This window comes from Rhodococcus sp. OS5 (assembly GCF_056837585.1).
In genome coordinates this window covers 1680744-1700527 of the sequence record NZ_CM166368.1, presented here as the reverse complement: position 1 = coordinate 1700527, position 19784 = coordinate 1680744, and the positions used below count along the sequence as shown (strand labels likewise).

At 62.7% G+C, this 19784-nt stretch carries 20 protein-coding genes; 7 read left to right on the top strand and 13 right to left on the bottom strand.

Annotated features, from left to right (window positions below; genetic code table 11):
• Positions 1 to 11 precede the first annotated feature (11 nt).
• The 4 genes from ACVZUB_RS07990 to ACVZUB_RS07975 form a co-directional block, all read right to left on the bottom strand.
• Positions 12 to 770, bottom strand: coding sequence for an ESX secretion-associated protein EspG (locus ACVZUB_RS07990; protein WP_054187843.1), 759 nt, complete (start codon positions 768 to 770; stop codon positions 12 to 14).
• Positions 767 to 2290 carry a hypothetical protein gene (locus tag ACVZUB_RS07985; protein WP_064074206.1) on the bottom strand — a complete coding sequence of 508 codons (1524 nt, stop codon included), beginning with the start codon at positions 2288 to 2290 and terminating at the stop codon, positions 767 to 769. The genes ACVZUB_RS07990 and ACVZUB_RS07985 overlap by 4 nt, the downstream gene beginning before the upstream one ends.
• Before the next feature lie 120 nt (positions 2291 to 2410).
• Positions 2411 to 3607 (bottom strand): L,D-transpeptidase, encoded by a 1197-nt coding sequence (locus ACVZUB_RS07980; protein WP_042452959.1) that lies wholly within the window; start codon positions 3605 to 3607, stop codon positions 2411 to 2413.
• Between the two features lie 32 nt (positions 3608 to 3639).
• Positions 3640 to 4683: a UDP-N-acetylmuramate dehydrogenase gene (locus tag ACVZUB_RS07975; protein WP_051649640.1), complete on the bottom strand. Its 1044-nt coding sequence runs from the start codon at positions 4681 to 4683 to the stop codon at positions 3640 to 3642.
• Between the two features lie 74 nt (positions 4684 to 4757).
• On the opposite strand from ACVZUB_RS07975, the gene ACVZUB_RS07970 reads away from it, so the two are divergent.
• From ACVZUB_RS07970 to ACVZUB_RS07960, 3 genes are all read left to right on the top strand, one after another.
• The gene (locus ACVZUB_RS07970; protein WP_003942023.1) at positions 4758 to 5255 is read left to right on the top strand and encodes a DUF2505 domain-containing protein; all 498 of its coding nucleotides are present in this window, start codon (positions 4758 to 4760) and stop codon (positions 5253 to 5255) included.
• A gap of 76 nt (positions 5256 to 5331) precedes the next feature.
• Entirely contained in the window at positions 5332 to 5832 is a 501-nt protein-coding gene (locus ACVZUB_RS07965; protein ID WP_007735352.1) for a DUF2505 domain-containing protein, read from the top strand.
• A 7-nt stretch (positions 5833 to 5839) separates the two neighbouring features.
• Positions 5840 to 6628 carry a hypothetical protein gene (locus ACVZUB_RS07960; protein WP_007735354.1) on the top strand — a complete coding sequence of 263 codons (789 nt, stop codon included), beginning with the start codon at positions 5840 to 5842 and terminating at the stop codon, positions 6626 to 6628.
• A gap of 70 nt (positions 6629 to 6698) precedes the next feature.
• Here the strand turns inward: ACVZUB_RS07960 and ACVZUB_RS07955 are convergent, their stop codons facing one another.
• From ACVZUB_RS07955 to ACVZUB_RS07945, 3 genes are all read right to left on the bottom strand, one after another.
• Positions 6699 to 8732 carry an Ig-like domain-containing protein gene (locus ACVZUB_RS07955; RefSeq protein ID WP_064074207.1) on the bottom strand — a complete coding sequence of 678 codons (2034 nt, stop codon included), beginning with the start codon at positions 8730 to 8732 and terminating at the stop codon, positions 6699 to 6701.
• Positions 8733 to 8813: 81 nt separating this feature from the next.
• Positions 8814 to 10244, bottom strand: coding sequence for an Ig-like domain-containing protein (locus ACVZUB_RS07950; protein ID WP_482628280.1), 1431 nt, complete (start codon positions 10242 to 10244; stop codon positions 8814 to 8816).
• Positions 10245 to 10554: 310 nt separating this feature from the next.
• Entirely contained in the window at positions 10555 to 11133 is a 579-nt protein-coding gene (locus ACVZUB_RS07945; RefSeq protein ID WP_003941523.1) for a type IV toxin-antitoxin system AbiEi family antitoxin domain-containing protein, read from the bottom strand.
• A gap of 127 nt (positions 11134 to 11260) precedes the next feature.
• On the opposite strand from ACVZUB_RS07945, the gene ACVZUB_RS07940 reads away from it, so the two are divergent.
• Positions 11261 to 12031 carry an LmeA family phospholipid-binding protein gene (locus tag ACVZUB_RS07940; RefSeq protein WP_058227464.1) on the top strand — a complete coding sequence of 257 codons (771 nt, stop codon included), beginning with the start codon at positions 11261 to 11263 and terminating at the stop codon, positions 12029 to 12031.
• Here ACVZUB_RS07940 and deoC read toward each other — a convergent pair.
• Positions 12028 to 12693 carry a deoxyribose-phosphate aldolase gene (gene deoC, locus ACVZUB_RS07935; protein ID WP_482628279.1) on the bottom strand — a complete coding sequence of 222 codons (666 nt, stop codon included), beginning with the start codon at positions 12691 to 12693 and terminating at the stop codon, positions 12028 to 12030. The genes ACVZUB_RS07940 and deoC overlap by 4 nt on opposite strands.
• Before the next feature lie 64 nt (positions 12694 to 12757).
• Between deoC and purU the strand changes: the two genes are divergently transcribed.
• The gene (gene purU / locus ACVZUB_RS07930; RefSeq protein ID WP_003941509.1) at positions 12758 to 13645 is read left to right on the top strand and encodes a formyltetrahydrofolate deformylase; all 888 of its coding nucleotides are present in this window, start codon (positions 12758 to 12760) and stop codon (positions 13643 to 13645) included.
• 12 nt (positions 13646 to 13657) lie between these two features.
• Here purU and ACVZUB_RS07925 read toward each other — a convergent pair whose 3' ends face one another.
• From ACVZUB_RS07925 to ACVZUB_RS07905, 5 genes are all read right to left on the bottom strand, one after another.
• A complete protein-coding gene (locus ACVZUB_RS07925; RefSeq protein ID WP_482628278.1) occupies positions 13658 to 14689 on the bottom strand; it encodes an alpha/beta fold hydrolase in 1032 nt (343 codons plus the stop codon).
• A 168-nt stretch (positions 14690 to 14857) separates the two neighbouring features.
• Complete coding sequence (locus tag ACVZUB_RS07920) at positions 14858 to 15154, bottom strand: DUF2516 family protein (RefSeq protein WP_003941505.1); 297 nt, start codon at positions 15152 to 15154, stop codon at positions 14858 to 14860.
• A 95-nt stretch (positions 15155 to 15249) separates the two neighbouring features.
• Positions 15250 to 16077 (bottom strand): heparin-binding hemagglutinin, encoded by an 828-nt coding sequence (locus ACVZUB_RS07915; RefSeq protein ID WP_003941552.1) that lies wholly within the window; start codon positions 16075 to 16077, stop codon positions 15250 to 15252.
• Positions 16070 to 16576 (bottom strand): helix-turn-helix domain-containing protein, encoded by a 507-nt coding sequence (locus tag ACVZUB_RS07910; protein ID WP_003941483.1) that lies wholly within the window; start codon positions 16574 to 16576, stop codon positions 16070 to 16072. Before ACVZUB_RS07910 ends, ACVZUB_RS07915 begins: the two co-directional genes overlap by 8 nt.
• A gap of 103 nt (positions 16577 to 16679) precedes the next feature.
• Positions 16680 to 17960 (bottom strand): DUF445 domain-containing protein, encoded by a 1281-nt coding sequence (locus tag ACVZUB_RS07905; protein WP_020968906.1) that lies wholly within the window; start codon positions 17958 to 17960, stop codon positions 16680 to 16682.
• A 170-nt stretch (positions 17961 to 18130) separates the two neighbouring features.
• Between ACVZUB_RS07905 and ACVZUB_RS07900 the strand changes: the two genes are divergently transcribed.
• Both ACVZUB_RS07900 and ACVZUB_RS07895 read left to right on the top strand, forming a co-directional pair.
• Entirely contained in the window at positions 18131 to 18865 is a 735-nt protein-coding gene (locus ACVZUB_RS07900) for a TetR/AcrR family transcriptional regulator (protein WP_003941527.1), read from the top strand.
• 57 nt (positions 18866 to 18922) lie between these two features.
• Entirely contained in the window at positions 18923 to 19777 is an 855-nt protein-coding gene (locus ACVZUB_RS07895) for a polyphosphate kinase 2 family protein (RefSeq protein WP_047268875.1), read from the top strand.
• Positions 19778 to 19784 lie beyond the last annotated feature (7 nt).

The window sequence follows — 19784 nt, the reverse complement described above, 5'->3', positions numbered from 1 at the left end:
AATCGTTCTGACTAACCAGTGCGAATCACCCGGTGCAGGACGAGGCCGAGATTGCGTGCAATCTCGGCCTCCGTCATTTCCGTGGAAGCGCTACGGGCACTTACGGTTTCATCAGCGGTGACGATGTACCGACCATCTCCGGCATAGTCGTACCAGTGGAACGTTATGCCGTCGTCTGTCGGTCTGCTGTCCACTGCTCCTCCCGGGTATGTGGTGACTTCACCGATCGAGGTCCGCTCTCGGCCGAAGAATCTGCTCACTTCCTCGCTCCCGCGCGCACCGGCGGCACTGCTCAGGAAGCTCGCTCTACCGGAAGTTTTCGGCCTTTCGATGCTCACACCACGCTCCGATCCAGCGGGGCAGGTCGGCAGGTGATCGACGAGCATCCGTGGAATTGCCGATGGGCGTACCACGGTGAAAACCACGTCGGAGCCACAGTCGACAGTCCTGCCGGGCAGTTGAGTCAGGAGCACCCCCAGGTCGCCGGCAACAACGCCGTGCAATCGCGTCACCGTACTCATGTTCTGCCCGTGAAAACCGGAAACCTCAACGCGAGCATCAGGATTCGCAAGAGCACCGAGAACGTGATGCAGCCGATCGTCGAGCAACCAAGCCAGGTGTGCTCCCGCTCGACGTCGCTCTTCTGTCAGCTCGTTCATGGTTTCGGCCGTCGGACGAAACCGCAGCGGGTACGGGAGTCGGTCACGTCCGACCGCTTCCCAGAGAATCTGGAATTCGAGGCCGGTGAACTGCCACTGCATGGTGGTCATTCGCCCAGCACCGCCGGGGAGACCATCGGTAGGTCGCCGACCAGGGCGTTGCCGTTCTCGACTGTGACGAGGTAGCCGGGGGTGTCGTGAACGTTGTCTTCGTCTTGCCCTTGCCCTCGTCCCGGTGCCATGCCGCCGACGCCACCCATCGCGCCCCGACCGCTCTGCGCGCCCGTCGCCGAGGTACCGCCAGCTCCGTTGACGCCCCCACGTCCGCCACCGGCGAGGCCACCGGTACCGCCAGGGCCGAGGGCTCCGACTCCGGTTCCGCCTGGCCCGAAGCCTCCGGTACCGATTCCACCAGCAGGACCACCACCCGAACCGCTACCTACCAGGCCTGACGGCGTTCCGGAACCAAGCTGAGCGCCATTCGGAGTTGCACGAGCTAGGCCATCTGGCGCTGCACCGGCGGACAGTGGACCGGCATGTGCCGCCGTGGTCCCGGCCGGGTCGGAATCGGTTCCGGATCGAACTGCATCGACGTTCGGATTCCCTTGGGCATCAACGCCGCTACGGTTGTCACCATTTCCGGAATCGGTGCCGGATGGATTCTGACCGGAACCGTGTCCAGGCGGGTTTGCCCCGCCGGAGTTTCCACCGTCCGCTCCCCCACCGACCCCGCCACCCGATGTAGACGGCGCGCCGAGCCCGTTTCCTGGACCCGAAAAGTTCCCGCCGTCGGCACCACCACTACCGAATGCGCCGCCACTTCCAGCCCCTCCACCGCCGGTGACCGGATTGAATGCGGCCGGGAGGATCGGCACCTGATCGTCCGCACGCTTCATGGACGGCAGATACACGTCCTTCATCACCTGGCGCGCTTGACGTTCGGCTTCTTCCGCTTCGTATTGGGCCTGCTTCCATGTAGCCCCGGGAACCATGCTGAGAAACCTCTCGACCGTCGAGGCGCCGTCGGGGGCCGGAATCGAGCGTTTGGCCTCGTCGAGTGCGATCTTCGCCTCCTCGATCTTGTTCGAGATCAGATCGACCCGCACCTTCAGCTCACCCGCATCAGCCGAGTAGGCCAGCACTGCTTCCAGCGCAGCCGAGCCGCCGCGCCCCTGCCAGCCTTCGGTGATCGCACCGTTCACGTCGTTCTGGAACTTCCCGATGCCGGCTTCGACCCGGCCTGCAATGGCCTTCCAAGCCTCACCGATCGCACTCAGGGTTGCCGGATTCATCTCGTTGACGTGGTCGAAGATTTCGGAGTGCGACATCGCATCGAACGGATCGTCGTCCACGATTGCGTGTTCGCTGTACTCGAGCGACGACGTCTGGGCGGTGAGGGCATCGCGCTCACCCCAGGCTCGTGCGCGCTCCACATCGGCGTCGACGGTCGCAGCAGCCATCTCGTCGTCGAACGCGCCGCGGTCGTCGGTTATGGATTGCACCAGAGCAGATGTAGCGATTGCGCTCGCGATGGGAGTGCCGACAACTGGCAATGCCGCCACGCCAGGAGGCACGGCCTGCGTCGCTTCGGAGATTCTTCCCAGCACGTCTTCCAGAAATGGAATGCCCACCGCTGTCCCCCTGAAGTCGAAAACCCCCGTCGGACTCCCCCGAGCCGACAGCACTTACCTGTACAGACGCAAGCAGAGCCCGGACGGTTCCCTCATCCACGGATTTACCGCAGTACAGAGTTACGGCAGTGCCGACATCGACTTCCAGGTCGGCAGATCGATTGCCCAGTCGTAGATGTCGCCGTCCGCAGGAGACAGGTCGATCGACGTGCCGGTCACCTCGACGGGGTCACCGTAGAGGGCGGTTCCGAAGTATTCCTGCGCGTCGGATGTCGACAGGTTGATGCAACCGTTCGTGACGTTCGACGAGCCCTGCACCCCGGTGGTCTCAGGATTGGCGTGGATGAATTCGCCGTTGTTGGAGATGCGCACGGCCCAACGCTCACGCACGTTCTCGTAGAACGGCGGATTGGACATCATGAAGTCTTCGTACTTCTCCGTCACCATGTGAATGCCGCTGCGCGTGACGTTGCGAGGTTCGTTTCCCTCGCCGTAGCTGACGGGAATGTCCATGATCGTCTGACCGTCGCGCACCACCTGCATGCGGTGGCTGGGCGCATTCGCCTTCACGATCTGGCTACGACCGATCGTGAAGTCGAGCGTGAGATCCTGGTCGCCGAAGGCGCCACCGCCGTAGTTCAAGCCGTAGAGCTTGGCGTCCAGATGGACAGTCGTGCCCGGCACCCAGTAATCGGCCGGACGCCAATGGGCCCGCGATCCGCCGTTGTCGTCGGCCAGCCAAGCCCACGATCCGGCGGTGGGCGGCACGGTGGTCACGACAAGCGCCTTCTCGACGGCCGCCTTGTCGACGACGGAGTTGTCGAACTGCAACGTGATCGGTGCCGCGATGCCAACTTCTTGGCCGTCGGCGATGTTGAGGGTGGCGCCGGTGGTCGACTCCGGGGCAACCGTCGTAAAGCTCCCTTGGACTGGCACGGATTTACCGTCGGTTCCGGTTGCCGAGCCCGACCACGAATACGTGGTGCCGTAGCCGAGTGCCTCACTGACGGTGAACGATGTCTTGTCAGGCGACAATTGTCCTGCAACGGCTTTACCGGCTGCGTTGCTGAGGCTGACGTCGGACAGCGTTCCCTGGGTCACGGCTACCGAGACGGGGGCGACCGGGCTGACATCTTTGGTGCCGGGCGCCGGCGTCGACACCACGGTCGCCACCGGTGCTGGTTCGGCGGCCGCCGCGCCGCCCTGTCCGTCCTTGCCGCCGATCGTGCAGCCGACGACGGCCACCATCACAGCGAGCAATACAGCTACCAACGCAACAAGACGCGAACGACTTCTCCTACCACCCAGCTCATGCACTTCAACAGGCTACCTGCGGGCTCTGTCAGGAATCAGACGGTGCAGCCCACAGTTACCGGTTCCGGTTCCAGGTGCACACCGAACGCGGCTTCGACGCCGTCGCGCACTGTCCGCGCGAGCGAGACCACATCCGCGCTCGTTGCCGACCCTCTGTTGGTCAACGCCAAGGTGTGTTTCGTCGACAGCCTGGCCGGTGCATCTTCACCGGGATAACCCTTCGAGAATCCGGCCCGTTCGATCAACCATCCGGCCGAGAGCTTGGTTCCACCACTGCCCGGGAACTGCGGCACGGTGACGTCTCCGAGCTGTTCGGTTATTGCTCCGAGCACAGCGGGCAGCTTGTCGTCCGGCACCACGGGGTTGGTGAAGAAGGAACCCGCGCTCCAAGTGTCGTGGTCGTACGGATCGAGGACCATCGCCTTACCCGTCCGAAGACCCAGAACTGCCTCGCGGACCTGCGACGCAGGTAACCGCTCGCCTTCTTCGGCCCCGAGTGCGGTGAACAGTTCGCGGTACGCGAGCGGGGCACTCAGTCCGTCGGTCGACGCATCGAATTCGACGGCGAGAACCACTGCTGCATCGGAATGCTTGAGGACGCTCGACCGGTAACCCAATTCGAGTTTCGACGGTTCGACCCACGACACTTCGCCACTGCGTCGGTCGAGCAATTGAACCCGCCGGAGCCGCGAGCCCACCTCGACGCCGTACGCGCCGACGTTCTGCACCGGCGTCGCACCGGTCGAGCCCGGAATCCCGGACAGGCACTCGAGGCCACCCAGTTCCGCGGCGACCGATTGACCGACTACTTCGTCCCACACCGCGCCCGCTTCGGCGACGACGCGGTCCGTGTCGAGGCTCACGGTGGTGTTGGCCACACGAACGACAACTCCGTCGAATCCCGAGTCGGAGATCACGAGATTGGATCCGCCGGCGAGAATCAGCGTCGGGATCTGCTCGCGATCGAGCAGCGTCACGACGTCGATCAACGACTGCGTCGTCGGACATTCGGCGAGCAGCCGCGCCGGTCCCCCGATTCGGAGCGTCGTCAATCCCGACAAGTCAACGTTCTCGGACACGAAAGCGCCTGATTCCACGACGCGTCTGCCAATGGTTACGTCCCACACATCGATAAACGGTAGCCTCCACAATCGTGAGCCGTCGCATCGAGCATTCGTCGAAGTACACAGTCCCCGCCGAGAAGGTCCATGAGGCGGTGACCTCCGAGCAGTACTGGCGCGACCGAATCGTCGCTGTCGGTGGTCCCGGCGCAACGATCGAAGAGCTGACCGTTCGCGACGAAACCGTCGCGGTCACGATGTCGCAGATCATTGCCGCAGAGCATCTCCCCAGCATGGTGTCGAAAGTCGTCAACGGCGACATCGTCATCAAGCGCAGTGAAACGATGGCGCCTTTCAAGGACGGCAAGGCCACCGGCACCTTCTCCGCCCACGTCGACGGCGTTCCCGCCCGTGTCGAGGGCACGCAGGTGCTGACAGGTGACGAGAACTCCGCCACTCTCGAGATCGACGGTGAGGTCGAGGTCAAGATCCCGTTCCTCGGCGGAAAGATCGAAAGTGCGATTGTCGACGAGGTTGTCCGGCTCATCCAGGCCGAACAGGACTTCACCCGGGAGTGGATCGCGAAGTAAAACCCTGCGGGCGGCGGCAGTTGTGGATACAGCCGATTTGGCTTGTCACAGCGTGTAACCGGTATTCTTTTCGATCATGGCTCGCCGCATCGACTACTCCGCCCGCTATCAGCACTCCCCCGAGCAGGTCTATGCGGCGCTGGCGGACCGCTCGTACTGGGAGGCCCGTGTCGAGGAGATGCGCAAGCATTCCGAGAACCATGTGGAACATTTCGAGGTCACCGATTCCGGAATCGATCTCGTGCTCCACCACATTCTTCCGCGCACGGATTTGCCTGACATCGCTCAGACAGTGATGAAGAAGGATCTTGTCATCACTCGTAAGGAGTCGTACGGCGCCTTCGGTGACACCGTGACCGGAACGTACGAAGCGTCCATCCCGGCCGGGCCGGGGAGTTTGTCCGGCACCATGGAGTTGTTCGCGACCGATACCGGGTCCACGCTGCGAACCACGTCCGAGGCCAAGGTCTTCATACCGTTCATCGGCGCGAAGTTGGAGCAACTGATGCTCATCAACCTCGTAGATCTGTTCCGCACCGAAGCCCAGGTCACCGCGACCTGGCTCGCCGCACGCTGAACCCGGCGTGAAGAAAGCTCCACCCCCGAAGATCGAGGGGGTCATCACCCGTGGCACGACGGGAATCAACAGACTGCGACGTAGTGACCGGTGGATCGTGCACAACCGCACTATCGCGCACGCCCTGAACAACGCGACCGATCCGTTGATCGTCGACCTCGGGTACGGGGCGAGGCCGGACACCACCTTCGAGATGGCAAGCCGCCTCACCGCTGTCCGGCGGGATCGACGCGTCATCGGGCTCGAGATCGACCCCGCCCGCGTGGTCGAGAGTCGTGACGGTGTCAGCTTCGCCCGTGGTGGATTCGAACTTGCCGGTCTCACACCCGTCTTCGTACGCGCCTTCAACGTGCTCCGGCAGTATCCGGAGGAGGCTGTGGACTCTGCGTGGGCACACATTCAGTCCGGTCTCGCGCCGGGCGGGCTGCTACTCGACGGAACCTGCGACGAACTCGGGAGACGTTGCGCCTGGGTGCTTCTCGACGCTGATCGTCCATTGACCCTGACACTGGCCTGGGATCCCTTCGACATCGAGCGCCCTTCCGACATCGCGGAACGTCTCCCGAAGGCTCTCATCCACCGCAACGTTCCCGGTGAGCCGATCCACGCGTTGCTCAGCGCGGCCGATCGAGCCTGGGCCACCGCCGCGCCGCACGCCTCGTTCGGACCTCGCCATCGTTGGGCTGCCGCATTGGAAATACTTCGGGCGCAAGGAATTCCCGTGCAACCCGCGCGGCGACGTCTTCGTGACTGCATCCTGACCGTGCCCTGGCACGTCGTAGCGCCGAATCCCTGAACTCACAGACGGGAAACGCCCCGCCGCGGAGGTGTTCTCCGCAGCGAGGCGTCCGTGTGCAGGCGTCGGGCTAGGACCCGAAGATGTTTTCCAGGCTTCCCAGTGAACCGGTCGAACTGCCGCCGTTGCCCGGATCGCCGCCGTCGGACGCTGCCGTCACCTTGACGGTGACTGCGGCCTGGGTCTCGGAACCGAGATAGCCGTCAGTTCCACTGAACACCGCGGTGATTCGGCGATCTCCGAGTTCAGTGAAGGTGTGCGAGAGCGTGGCCTTACCGTTCACCACCGCAACTGGTCCACCGATCGGGGTGGTTCCGTCCATGAACTGAACCGTTCCTGCGCTGAGCGTAGGTACCACTGCCGCAACAAGATCGACCTTCGCGCCCTTGACCGCTGACGCCGGAGCGCTCACGGTGATGGACGTTTCCTGATCCTCCGCGGCCGGAGCCGTGACCGAAACCGACTGAGCAGCCGAGGTAGAGGTGAGGAATCCCGCGGCACCCGAGTACACGGCCGTGATGTCATGCGTGCCGACGCTCGCGAACTCGTGCATGATCGACGCCTTGCCCTCGACGACCGGCACCGGCGAGCCGAGATTGCCCGAGCCGTCCTTGAACTGCACTGTGCCGCCCACCGGCGTCGGCGTGACGGTTACCGACAGACCAACTGCCGTACCGGTTTTTGCATCCGCCGGAACGGTCAAGACCGTCTGGGTCTGCTGGTCGGTGGGAGCCGGCGCCTTGACGTTCACGGTCTGGGCGTTCGATGTCGAACCCAAGTAGTTACCCGAACCCGAGAACACTGCGGTGATGCTGTACTCACCCGCCACGTTGAAGGTCGGCGTGGTTGTTGCCTTACCTGAGGCATCCACGGGAACCGGGGATCCCAGATCCCTGCCACCTTCCTTGAACTGCACGGTTCCGCCTGCAGCACCGGTCGAGACGGAGGCAGTGAACGACAAGGCCTCCCCTGTCGAACCTGTCGACGGGCCGACGAGGGTAGTCGTTGTGTTCTCCTCGACCACCACCGGAGCGACTGTCAGCGCATGTGGCGCCGATGTCGAAGTCTGGTAGACACCGGAACCGGAGTACACCGCCACGATCGAATGCGCTCCGACTGCATAGGAATTCGTCAGCGAAGCCTTGCCGTTGGCATCGACGGGAACGGCGCCGCCGAGGTCGGTTGCACCGTCCTTGAACTGCACCGTGCCACCCGCCGGAGTGGGCGACACCGTAGCCTCGACGGTCACGGAATCACCTGCAACTGCACTTGCGGGACCGGTGATCGCGGTTGCAGTGCTCTTGTCCGCTTCGGACACTACGACGTCGACAGCTGACGACGTGGAAGACGCCACCTTTGCATTACCGAGATACTTGGCCGTCACGCTGTGGGTTCGGACGTCAGCCGGTGTCCAGGCAAGCGTTGCAACACCATTGGCGAGCGCGCCCGCACCGATCTTGGTGGCACCGTCGAAGAACTCCACCGAATCACCGTCGGCACCACCGGTCACCGTCGCGCTCAACGTCACCGGCTGTCCCAACTTCACGCCACTGGTCGGTGACAGCGTCGTCGTCGAGATGTTCTTCTGAACGTTGATCGACGGACCACGACCATTCGTCGTGTCGTCAACGAACACCGTCCCGTCGAAATGCACCGTCGTCGACAAATCAGTACCACGAGCACAATCCGCACCGACGCGATACTGGAATTCGAACGTCTTGACGTCACCACCCCACATCGGCCATTCCGTAGCACCCGCACTCAAACGAACAGAATCAGTAGCCACCTCGTTGACACGGAACGCACTACCGTTCACCGTCGCCGAACCATCGACATACGTCATACACGCCGGATGAAAATCGCGCACCGCATACAGATTGTGAACCGCGGCAGTTCGCTTGAACACCGTCTTCGACGTGATCACATCACCCTCGGACGGCGTCCCGTTACTGATCGTCCGAGTCACCTTGTACCCGTCGGAATTGAACTCCGCCGTCACCGGAGCCGCACCAGCAACCCCGACACCCGCAACCACCGCGAAACCCGCAGCAACAGCAAACACACTCAAACCTGCAACTGCACGGCGTGCAGAACCTACAGACATAGCTTTTCCTTCTCGAGAAGTGAGCGAAATGGGTGATGCCCCACCGCCGAACGCGGGCGGGGCATCACCAGGTGTCGGCGGCTAGGAGCCGAAGATGTTGCCGAGGCTGCCGAGCGAACCGGTGCCGTTGCCTGGTTCTTCACCGTCGACGGGTGCGGCGATCTGGACGGAGACCTGATCGGACGATGCCGTCACCGTGCCGGCGCCCGAGTACTCCGCCGCGACAACTCGCTGCCCTTGAGTTGCGGGCTTCCACGAAAGGCTGGCCTTTCCGGATGAATCGACCGTGGCCGTGCCGATGACGGTCTCGCCGTCCTTGAAGGTGACTGTGCCACCCGCATTGGCGGGGCTGATTTGAGCGGAGATCGTCTGGGCAACGCCGACCTGGCCCGCCACTACGCTGAGATCTGTTGTGGAGCTTGTTGTTCCGGCGGGCTGTTCGGCGACTGTCACATTCGCGGTGGTACTCGACCCAGTGACGCCGGATCTGCCGGAGAACACAGCCTCGACGGTCTGCGCACCGGCAACCGTCGGAACCCAGGCGTAGGTCGCTTCACCGTTGCCTGCCACCGGCACCGAAGCGAGCACCGTTCCGCCGACCTTGAACGTGACCGTTCCACCGGTGCCCGACGCGGACACAGTCGCTTTGAGATTGGTCGACTTGCCGACCTGCGCGCCCGAGATCGGCGCCAGCGTCGTACTGGACTGAGCATCGGCCTGCGAAACGTTCACGATCAGCGCTGCCGAAGCGGAACCGACGGCACGCGCCGTGTCGGCGAACTTCGCTGTGATCGAGTGGTCTCCACGGGTGGTCGGTGTCCAGGCAAGTGTTGCAACACCATTGGCGAGCGCGCCCGCACCGATCTTGGAACCGGCGTCGAAGAACTCCACCGAATCACCGTCGGCACCACCGGTCACCGTCGCGCTCAGCGTCACCGGCTGCCCCACCTGAGCGCCACTGACCGGTGACACGGCGGTCGTCGACACGTTCTTCTGAACGTTGATCGACGGACCACGACCATTTGTCGTGTCGTCAACGAACACCGTCCCGTCGAAATGCACCGTCGTCGACAAATCAGTACCACGAGCACAATCCGCACCGACGCGATACTGGAATTCGAACGTCTTGACGTCACCACCCCACATCGGCCACTCCGTAACACCCGCACTCAAACGAACAGAATCAGTAGCCACCTCGTTGACACGGAACGCACTACCGTTCACCGTCGCCGAACCATCGACATACGTCATACACGCCGGATGAAAATCGCGCACCGCATACAGATTGTGAACCGCGGCAGTTCGCTTGAACACCGTCTTCGACGTGATCACATCACCCTCGGACGGCGTCCCGTTACTGATCGTCCGAGTCACCTTGTACCCGTCGGAATTGAACTCCGCCGTCACCGGAGCCGCACCAGCAACCCCGACACCCGCAACCACCGCGAAACCCGCAGCAACAGCAAAAACACTCAACCCACCGACAACACGACGAACACCACTCACGGACATCCAGATCCCTCTCGACAACGGGGCAGACAGGCGTCCAGGACAAGCGTCCGTCTGCTTTCGATGCCGTGACGTTATCCCATTGACTGTAAAGTAACTACGCTTTTCGCAGATTTAGTTCATCGGCGACATCGCCGAACTGCAGTAACAGTGGGCTGAACGTCCCGAACCGCACATCTGGATGCGTTCTTACCTGCGCTAAAGACAAAACAGTCGCCCGAAAATAGCGATTTACAAATCTCTGATATCGGCGTCATATTCGATTTCGGGCGTGATGCCAGAAGGTCGCAGGAGCCTCGAAGATCTCTCTCGGCTACAGGCTTGCGGCCAGAGCCAACTCGACCCGAACAGCAACGTCGACGCTCGCGTTCTCACACGAGAGATACAACTCGTGCGCGTCCAGTCGGCCTATCGCGACCGCATCGGCGACTACTTCGTTGAGCAGAACTTGAGAGATTCCACCGGAAGCGAGGTCGTGCACGGTGCGCAAAGGCGTGGTGATGCGGATGGGCCCGATCTGTTCACACTCGTCGTCCGCGAGCGGCAGTCGGTGCAGTGCTACCTGGCGGGTCGGCGCCGCGAGAGGGTGCGCAACGGAGAGGTGGATGAAGCGAGGTTGCAGGTGCCCGAGGCCATGCAGATCTGCGGCACTGTAGTGCGAGACGGTGGCGCTACCGGCGAACCACGTGCACCACTTCGCGAACTCGTCCAAGGCGGTATGTCTGACGCGTTCGAGGCGAAAAAGCCCGCGGCACTCACATGTCCATGTTCCGGATTCCGTCATTTCTTCCATCAACGCCAGACCGAAACCCAGTTCGGATGCCTGGAGAGCCGTGACAAATCCGCACTGTCGCAGCGCCAGCAGCTCGAGTGATTCGTAGTCCGAAGCCATGACCACCTCCGGTGACCGTCGAAAACGCCGTTTCGAACAGACTACGGGCGAGTGTGTCGCGCATCACAGGAATGAGGAAGTGCGTATTCACAGAGTTCGTTCAGACTCGTCGGGAAGAATCTGGCGAATGACTGTCGCAGCGAACAATCCTCGTCCGCGCAACCGAGTGCTCATCATCCTTCTCGTGGTGATCGCCGTACTCGTCGCGGCGCTCGTCGGTGGAGAACTGTACGTACGCAACCAGGTGAAGACCTGCATGGCCGATCAGTTCCAGAGCGAACTGGGATCCCAGGTCGACGTCGGGTTGAGCTGGAAGCCCGTACTCCTGCAGGCAGTCGACAAGAAGGTGCCGTACATCAGCATCGACAGTGACGACTCTTCGTTCGGCCCCGCAACGGGAATGCAGGTTCACGCGAAGGTGAACGACATCAACTTGCAGCCCTCGGCGGGCAACAGCGGCACCGTCGGCAGCTCCAGCGCCGACGTCACCTGGTCTACCGCAGGCATTCTCGCCACCTTGCAGGAACAGACCTTCGGCGGGCTCGTCTCCGGCGTCACCGCCGACTCGAGCGCCGGAACACTCGCGTTCGACGTCGGTCCGGTCGGGCTCGCGAAGCTCACGGTCAAGCCCACCGTCACCAACGGTGTGGTCGACGTCCAGACCGTCGGCGCCGAGATTCTCGGATTGGGTCTGCCGACCGATCTGGTCGACGGCATCGTCCAGACACTCACCGACAGCCTGCAGACCTACCCGCTGGACATGAAGCCCACGAAGCTGACCGTCACCGACGACGCTATCCAGATCTCGTTGGAGGGCGGCGCTTACGCCATGCCCGTCGCCGACGCGAACAACCAGAACACCTCGGCGGTTCCGGACAGCTGCGGCCTGCTGACCTAGTCGGCCAGACCGTCCAATACTGCTCGACTTCCGGATAGTCCGAGGCGGGTGGCGCCGGCCGCGATCATGTCGAGCGCTGCCTGCGTCGTACGTATTCCGCCACTGGCCTTGACTCCCACGCCCGGGCCAACCGTCTGCGCCATCAGTGCGACGGCCTCGACCGTCGCTCCACCCGCGGGGTGGAAGCCGGTGGAGGTCTTGACGAAGTTCGCCCCGGCACGCACAGCTGCGCGGCAACATTCGACGATGGCCTCGTCGGACAGCGCTGCGGTTTCGAGGATCACTTTGAGGATCGCACTCTCCCCCATCGCCTCGCGGACGGTGAGGATATCGGCCAACACCGCGCTGTAGTCGCCGGCGACCGCCGCTCCTACGTCGATGACCATGTCGATCTCGGCTGCGCCTTGATCGACGGCCAGTCGCGCTTCAGCACCCTTGACCAGCGAATGATGCTTCCCCGACGGGAATCCGACGACGGCCGCCGTCACAAGTCCCTCGGCGCGAATCGGCAACATCGACGGCGAGACACAGACAGCCAGCACACCGAGGCTGCGTGCTTCGTCGATCAGGGCGGTCACATCGGCCGTGGTGGCTTCGGGTTTGAGGAGAGTGTGGTCCACCATCGCGGCAACCTGGGAACGAGTGAGTGCAGCTTCAGACATGTTGGAAAGCTTGGCACACCACCACGCGACCGTCGCTGCAGCCGCACCTGAGAGACTAGGCCGCATGACCGCTGCACCATCGATCGATGATCGTCGCTATGTTCTGTCCCTCGGCTGCCCCGACACCACGGGCATCGTCGCACGCATCTCGACCTTTCTCACCGACGTCGGTGGATGGATCGTGGAGGCCGCATACCACGCCGATGCCGACACCGGATGGTTCTTCACGCGTCAGGCGGTCCGTGCATCGTCGGTGAGCATGAGCATCGACGAGCTTCGTGAACGGTTCAAAGCTGTTGCGGCCGAGATCGGTCCGGAAACCGAGTGGACTCTTCACGACTCCGGCGCACCCAAGAAGATCGTGTTGCTCGTGAGCAAGGAAGGTCACTGCTTGCATGACCTCCTTGGCCGCGCCGCGGGCGGGGAACTCCCCGCAGAAATCAGCGCCGTCATCGGAAACCACGAAGATCTGCGCAGTGTCACCGAGCGCCACGGGATCGACTTCCACCATGTTCCGTTCGCCAAGGACCCGGCAGAACGGGGACCGTCCTTCGAGAAGGTCCGCGCCCTGGTCGACGCTCACAATCCCGACGCCGTGGTGCTTGCCCGATTCATGCAGGTGCTGCCCGAATCACTGTGCGAGCACTGGGCCGGGCGCGCGATCAACATCCACCACAGCTTCTTGCCGTCGTTCATCGGTGCCCGCCCCTATCACCAGGCGTTCGCCCGCGGCGTGAAGTTGATCGGCGCCACCTGCCACTACGTGACCGCCGAACTCGATGCCGGTCCGATCATCGAGCAGGACGTGATCCGTGTGGACCACGCCGACGATGTCGCCGACATGGTCCGTCAGGGTCGAGACATCGAAAAGCTCGTACTCTCCCGCGGACTGCGCTGGCACCTCGAGGATCGTGTGCTGGTCCACGGGCGCAAGACGGTCGTCTTCAGCTAGAGCTGCGTTGCGCTAGAGATTGCGCAGTCGCACGATTTCCTTGTCGAACTCGTCGATGTTCTCGATCGACGACATGTGACCGACGCCCGGCAACACGATCAACCGTTCGAGGTTGCCGGCGTCGTCGAGGACCTGCGCAAGCTTGCGCGCATGGACCGGCGGAGTGAGCCGATCGAGCGAACCGACGAGCACGGTGGTCGGCACTTCGAGATTGTCGAGTCCCTCGTGAACATCGAGGGTGCTCAGCGCTGCTCCCCAACCTCCACGGATGCGGGGCTTGCACTCACGAACGATGTTCTCGCAGAACTGAATCTCGGCCTTGGTCGCGTTCGGTGACATCGAGACGTACTGGATCGCCTTCGTCATGGCGCCCGAGGAGACGAACGGAACGGGCGAACTGAGGATGGCGCGGCCCACGGGGACCGGCACGCGAGGGAAACGATTAGGCAGTGGGATGACCGTGGTCTCGGCGATCAACCTTTCGCTCGCGGTGCTCGCGAGCATGACCGCCGACGCGTACTTCTTGACCTCGTCGGGGTGACGACCCGCCCAGGCGATGATACTCATCCCGCCCATGCTGTGACCGACGATGACGGCCTTCTTGTCCTCGCGAACCGTGGCCGCCAGCACTGCAGAGAGATCGTCGGCAAGGACGTCCGGGCCGAGCGGAAGATTGCCGACGGTGCTGCGGCCGTGACCGCGCTGATCGTAGGTGATGACCCGATATTCGCCGGCAAGCGCATTGACCTGCGGGTACCAGAATTCGGTGGAGCACGTCCAGCCGTGACTGAGAACGATCGGATCGCCGTCGACGGGACCGTAAGCCCGGACATTGATGATCGCACCGTCGTCGGTGGTCAGTTCGCTGATGTCAGCTTTGAGCGTCGGAGTCTTCAGGAGTGCATTGGGCTCGACGTCGCTCGACAGAGTCAACCCTCGCGTGGATCGCCGATGACGGATCCCAGCGACGGCCGCGACGAGTGCTCCCACTCCGACGGCGCCTGCCAGTACTCGAAGCTCTGTGGTGCGCGAACGACTGGACATGCATTTACCCCTGACTGCTGCTGACGACAGACGGATGCAATCTATGTGTGACTGCCGTTAACCGACACTATCACTCGAACAACGCCCGTTGTCAGCGTTGGCGAGAAGAGTGGGGCAGCACACCATGAGCCGGGAACCACGGCTCGGAATGAGCGGGAGTGCGGCAAACTACCAGCGAGAACCGCCGTGCTGAATGTCGTCCACCCGCGGGCGAACGTCGACGAGATACACGCACACTGCAACGACCGCGATGATGCCCAGGAGCCCGACAGGGGACGTCGCCAAGAGGATCAACGCCGCGACGATCAGAATTCCCAGCCAGATCGGCTTGGTCAATTTGTTGACCGCGGTGAAAGCGTCAGGACGCTGCCTGACGGCATGAACGATCGCGTAGACAGCACCCACCAACGCGAGCACTTTGAGTGCGAGAAAGATCAGACCGACTAGCCCATCGACTTGAGTCACAACTACATCCTAAGTTCTCATCCGGTTCCCGACGAACACGAAGGCTCCCACACTCGGCTGAGTGAGGGAGCCTTCGTCAGGCGGAGCTGGGCAAATCAGGCCTTCTTGGCCGGAGCAGCCTTCTTGGCCGGAGCCGGTGCGGTGGCCTTGGCCGGAGCAGCCTTGGCGGGTGCAGCCTTGGCCGGAGCGGCCTTCTTCGCGGCGGTGGTCGCGCGCTCCTGGACGTCGGAAGCAGCAGCGGTCACGCGAGCGGCAGCTTCCTTGGAAGCCTCGTCAGCCTGGTCACCGAGGTCGAGGACCTTCAGTGCAGCCTCGTCGCCTGCGTCGGCGATCTTCTCACCGGCGTCAGAGATCTTCTCGCCGACCTCTTCTGCGGTGTCGGAGATGCGTCCGGCAGCGCGGCCGGCCAGCTTGGCAGCCTGCTCGCCCACGGCGCGCGTCTGACGAGCAACGGTTCCGAGTGCGTCTTCGGTCAGCTCGACGGCGTCGCCGAGTGCCGACTCTGCAGCAGCGATGCCTTCTTCGACTGCGGGCTGCTTGCGGATGCGCTCGACTGCGTCTTCGCCACGTTCTGCGAGGGAGTTGTACAGATCTCCGGCAACCTTGAGGTATGCCTCGGCGACCTTGCGGAGTTCCTCGGGTGAGAACTTCTCGCGCAGCTCGGCAAGCTCTTCGGGCAGCTCGGACGGCAGGCCGGCGAGACGCTCGCGCAGCGCATCGACGCTCTCGGCAACGTCACCCTGGACGGAAGCGAGCTTCTCGCGAGCACCGTCGACACGGCCGTTGACATCGCCCTGGGTGTTCTCGGCGCGCTCACGAACCTGAGCAACTACATCGGCCACGGCCTGGACAACCAGGTCGCCTGCGCCGACGGCGGCGTAGAGCGAGGTCTTGACGCTGTCGATGGCGTTCTTGTCAGTCATCTTGTTCTCCTAGTGAAGTCTCGGTGTCTGGAATTGCGGCCGATTCAGCGAAATCGGGCGCTGCGGCTGGTCTTGACGACTCGTTCTCGCGACAGAACGAGTCGTAGATTTCGAGCAGTACTTGCTTCTGCCGTTCGTTGATGGCCGTCTCGGCCAACACCGCGTCCCTGATGGGACTGTGCGGGCGTTGCTCGAGATATCCCGCTTGGACGTACAGCACTTCTGATGAGACTCGAAGGCCCTTGGCGATTTGCGCCAGTACGTCCGCCGACGGTTTGCGCAATCCGCGTTCGATCTGACTCAGATACGGATTGCTGACGCCGGCGAGTTGAGCGAGTTGGCGCATCGAAACTTGGGCGGCTTCCCGCTGTGCACGAATGAACCCCCCGATGTCGTGTGCCGCAGAGCTGACGACGCGAGCTGCCAAGTCGCTTGCTCCGGCTGCGGCACCGGATGATTCACGATCTCCGTCATCGGAGTTCGTCGACTTCGCTGGCATTGCGTCCTCCCTTTCCAGTGGACATTTCCCAGGATAGGAGAGGGTGCTAACTATTGCAAGCACTACTGCTAGCACTCGTGGTGGACGTCACATACTGGACAGCTCAGCCGAAGATGAGCGTCGAAATCGTGTAGATCAGCAGTCCGGCGATCGAGCCCACAACGGTGCCGTTGATACGGATGAACTGAAGATCTCGACCGACCTGCAACTCGATCTTCTGGCTCGCTTCGTCGGCGTCCCACCGCTCGACGGTGTCACTGATGACTCCAGTGATCTCGTCGGTGTAGTTCTCCGCGATGTACTTGGTGCCCTGCACCAGCCAGCCGTCGACCTTCTCACGCATGGACTCGTCGTCACGCAGCCTGACTCCGAAGCCGGCGACGTTCTCGGCGACCTTGGTCCGCAGGGTGCTGTTCGGATCGTCGACGGACTCCATGATGAGCCGCTTGGCAACCTGCCATGTCGACGACGCCAGACCCGTCACTTCCTCGCGACCCATGATCTCGGCCTTGATCCCCTCGGCCTTCTTGATGGTCTCCGGGTCGTTCTGCAGATCATCGGCGAAGTCGATCAGGAAGCGGTTGGCGGCGAGGCGTACCTCGTGTTCGGGGTTGGAACGGACCTTCCAGGTGAACTCGACGAGTTCCTTGTATATCTTCTCCCCCAGCATGGCGTCGACGAACTTCGGCGACCACGCGGGCGAATCGCGAACGATCACACGATCGATCGTCTCCTGGCTGCCGAGAGCCCACTGATGTGCCCGCTCGGCAAGCAATTCGATGATCGGCAGTTGCTTGTTGTCCTTGAGAAGTTCACCGAGCACTCGGCCGATCGGCGGTCCCCACATGGGCTCGGCCAGACGCTTCACGATCGTGTTGTCGATGATCTGGGCGATGTCCTCGTCGCGAAGAACCTCGACCATGCCGCGCAAGACCGTCGACGTCTCGGCGGCGACGCGAGCGGCGTTGGCAGGTTCGGCCATCCACGTGCCGAGGCGGAGCGGAATCTGCGCCTGCTGCACCTTGGCCGACACAACTTCGGGAGCCAGGAAGTTTTGACCGACGAATGAGCTCAGGCTGGCTCCGAGCTGGTCTTTCTTACGCTTGATGATGGCAGTGTGCGGGATGGGAAGGCCCATCGGATGACGGAAGAGCGCGGTGACGGCAAACCAGTCGGCAAGCGCGCCGACCATGCCTGCCTCGGACGCGGCCCGGACGTACCCGACCCACTCTCCGGCGCCGCGGGATTCCTGCCACCGGCAGAAGATGTAGACCACCGTCGCGAAGCCCAGAAGGCCAGTAGCGAAGACCTTCATCTTGCGAAGGTCCCGACGCTTGGCGGCGTCGTCGAAGGCGGAGAGGCTCAGTTGCTGCACCCTCGCCATTGTGCCGAAAGGTGTGACGCGGCGTAGCGCGAGCGACACGAAGTCCGATTCTGCAGGACCTAATCCCCCGAACTGCGGATGTGAGTGCCCGAGATAAAGGCGCGGACATTAAGCTGGACCGGAAAGTAGACCGATCGGACGTGGCTCGCACCACAGATATGAGATGACTCGTGGCCAAGAATGCCGTGCAGGACAACGAGCAGGTAGACGGCCCAGTCGTTGCTGATGCGAAGCCCGAGAAATCCGACGGTCGGAAGCGTCGTTGGCGTGAGCACAAGATCGCTCGCCGCGAGGAACTCGTCGACGGCACCATCGCCGCCATCCGCGCGCGCGGCCGTGAGATCGGCATGGACGAGATCGCGTCCGAGATCGGTGTCTCCAAGACCGTGCTCTACCGATACTTCGCCGACAAGAGCGACCTCACGACCGCCACGATGATGCGGTACGTCGAGACCATCCTGTCGCCGCGTATCTACGAAGCGATCAGTGGCGATCTCGACGATTTCGAACTCACCCAGGCGAGCATCACCGCATACGTCGAGACGGTGGCATCCGACCCCGACATCTACCTCTACGTCATGGCCAACGGCGCCGGCGCCAACCGCGACGTCGTTGCCGATTCCGAGCGCATGATCGCCGAATTGCTCTCCACGGTGTTGGGCAATCGTCTTCGCGAGATGGAGATGGATTCCGGCGGTTCGCTGCCGTGGGCGTTCGGGATCGTCGGCGGAATTCAGCTCGCGACGCACTGGTGGATCTCCAACAAGTCGATGTCCGCGGAATCGCTGATCGACTACCTCACGATGATGACGTGGGGCGGCATCACCGGCATAGCGGCGGTCAACGGATCACCGGCCAAGTTCAAGTCGGTTCCGCATCCCCTCGTCAAGCCTGCCGAGGACTGACTCGCCCGAGACCGAACTTTCGAGCCGCCGGGCGCGATCCTGTGGCACTCTTTCGGCATGGCACAAGACTCGCTGTGGGAAACACCGGCCGCCAAGACCCTGCGGGCGGAGCCCGGGTTCGAACTCGATCAACTCGATCGCAACAGCACTCCGGGATTCACCGGAAACAAAGCTGACGGCGAACGTCTGCTCGAGGAGCGCGGCGCGGTTCTGTCCGACCTGCAGGAGTTGCTGTACGCCAACGGCCGGTCAGGGGACAGTCGTTCAGTCCTGCTGGTTCTGCAAGGAATGGACACCGCAGGCAAGGGCGGCATGGTCCGACACGTGATCGGTCACGTGGATCCTTCGGGAGTTCAGCACGCGGCCTTCGGCGTCCCGACCGAAGAGGAAAAGCAACATCACTACCTTTGGCGGATCAAGAAGGAACTCCCCCGCGGCGGCTATCTCGGTGTGTTCGATCGCTCCCACTACGAGGACGTCCTGGTAGTGCGCGTCCACGATCTTGTCCCGGAGGATGTCTGGAGCAAGCGCTACGACGAGATCAACCAGTTCGAAAAGGAACTCGTCGACGCCGGAACCACTATCGTGAAAGTCGCGATGTTCGTCTCGCTCGACGAGCAGAAGAAGCGACTCGAAGAACGTCTCGACCGCCCGGACAAGTATTGGAAGTACAACCCCGGCGACGTGACCGAACGCGGTTTGTGGCCTGCATATCAACAGGCGTATCAGGCAATGCTCGACAAGACGTCGACCGAGCACGCGCCGTGGTACGTCGTGCCGTGTGATCGGAAGTGGTACAGCCGCATTGCGGTCACGGAGCTACTGATCGACGCTCTGGAAAAGCTCGATCTCGACTGGCCCCCTGCCGACTTCGACATCGAGGTGGAGAAGGCACGACTCGCACAGTCTTGATCAGAAG

What these genes read in the sequence shown, in the direction of transcription:
- ACVZUB_RS07990 (WP_054187843.1), bottom strand. Translation starts at nt 770, where the DNA reads ATGACCACCATGCAGTGGCAGTTCACCGGCCTCGAATTCCAGATTCTC.
- ACVZUB_RS07965 (WP_007735352.1), top strand. Translation starts at nt 5,332, where the DNA reads ATGGCTCGCCGCATCGACTACTCCGCCCGCTATCAGCACTCCCCCGAG.
- ACVZUB_RS07955 (WP_064074207.1), bottom strand. Translation starts at nt 8,732, where the DNA reads ATGTCTGTAGGTTCTGCACGCCGTGCAGTTGCAGGTTTGAGTGTGTTT.
- ACVZUB_RS07950 (WP_482628280.1), bottom strand. Translation starts at nt 10,244, where the DNA reads ATGTCCGTGAGTGGTGTTCGTCGTGTTGTCGGTGGGTTGAGTGTTTTT.
- ACVZUB_RS07945 (WP_003941523.1), bottom strand. Translation starts at nt 11,133, where the DNA reads ATGGCTTCGGACTACGAATCACTCGAGCTGCTGGCGCTGCGACAGTGC.
- ACVZUB_RS07940 (WP_058227464.1), top strand. Translation starts at nt 11,261, where the DNA reads ATGACTGTCGCAGCGAACAATCCTCGTCCGCGCAACCGAGTGCTCATC.
- deoC (WP_482628279.1), bottom strand. Translation starts at nt 12,693, where the DNA reads ATGTCTGAAGCTGCACTCACTCGTTCCCAGGTTGCCGCGATGGTGGAC.
- purU (WP_003941509.1), top strand. Translation starts at nt 12,758, where the DNA reads ATGACCGCTGCACCATCGATCGATGATCGTCGCTATGTTCTGTCCCTC.
- ACVZUB_RS07925 (WP_482628278.1), bottom strand. Translation starts at nt 14,689, where the DNA reads ATGTCCAGTCGTTCGCGCACCACAGAGCTTCGAGTACTGGCAGGCGCC.
- ACVZUB_RS07915 (WP_003941552.1), bottom strand. Translation starts at nt 16,077, where the DNA reads ATGACTGACAAGAACGCCATCGACAGCGTCAAGACCTCGCTCTACGCC.
- ACVZUB_RS07910 (WP_003941483.1), bottom strand. Translation starts at nt 16,576, where the DNA reads ATGCCAGCGAAGTCGACGAACTCCGATGACGGAGATCGTGAATCATCC.
- ACVZUB_RS07905 (WP_020968906.1), bottom strand. Translation starts at nt 17,960, where the DNA reads ATGGCGAGGGTGCAGCAACTGAGCCTCTCCGCCTTCGACGACGCCGCC.
- ACVZUB_RS07895 (WP_047268875.1), top strand. Translation starts at nt 18,923, where the DNA reads ATGGCACAAGACTCGCTGTGGGAAACACCGGCCGCCAAGACCCTGCGG.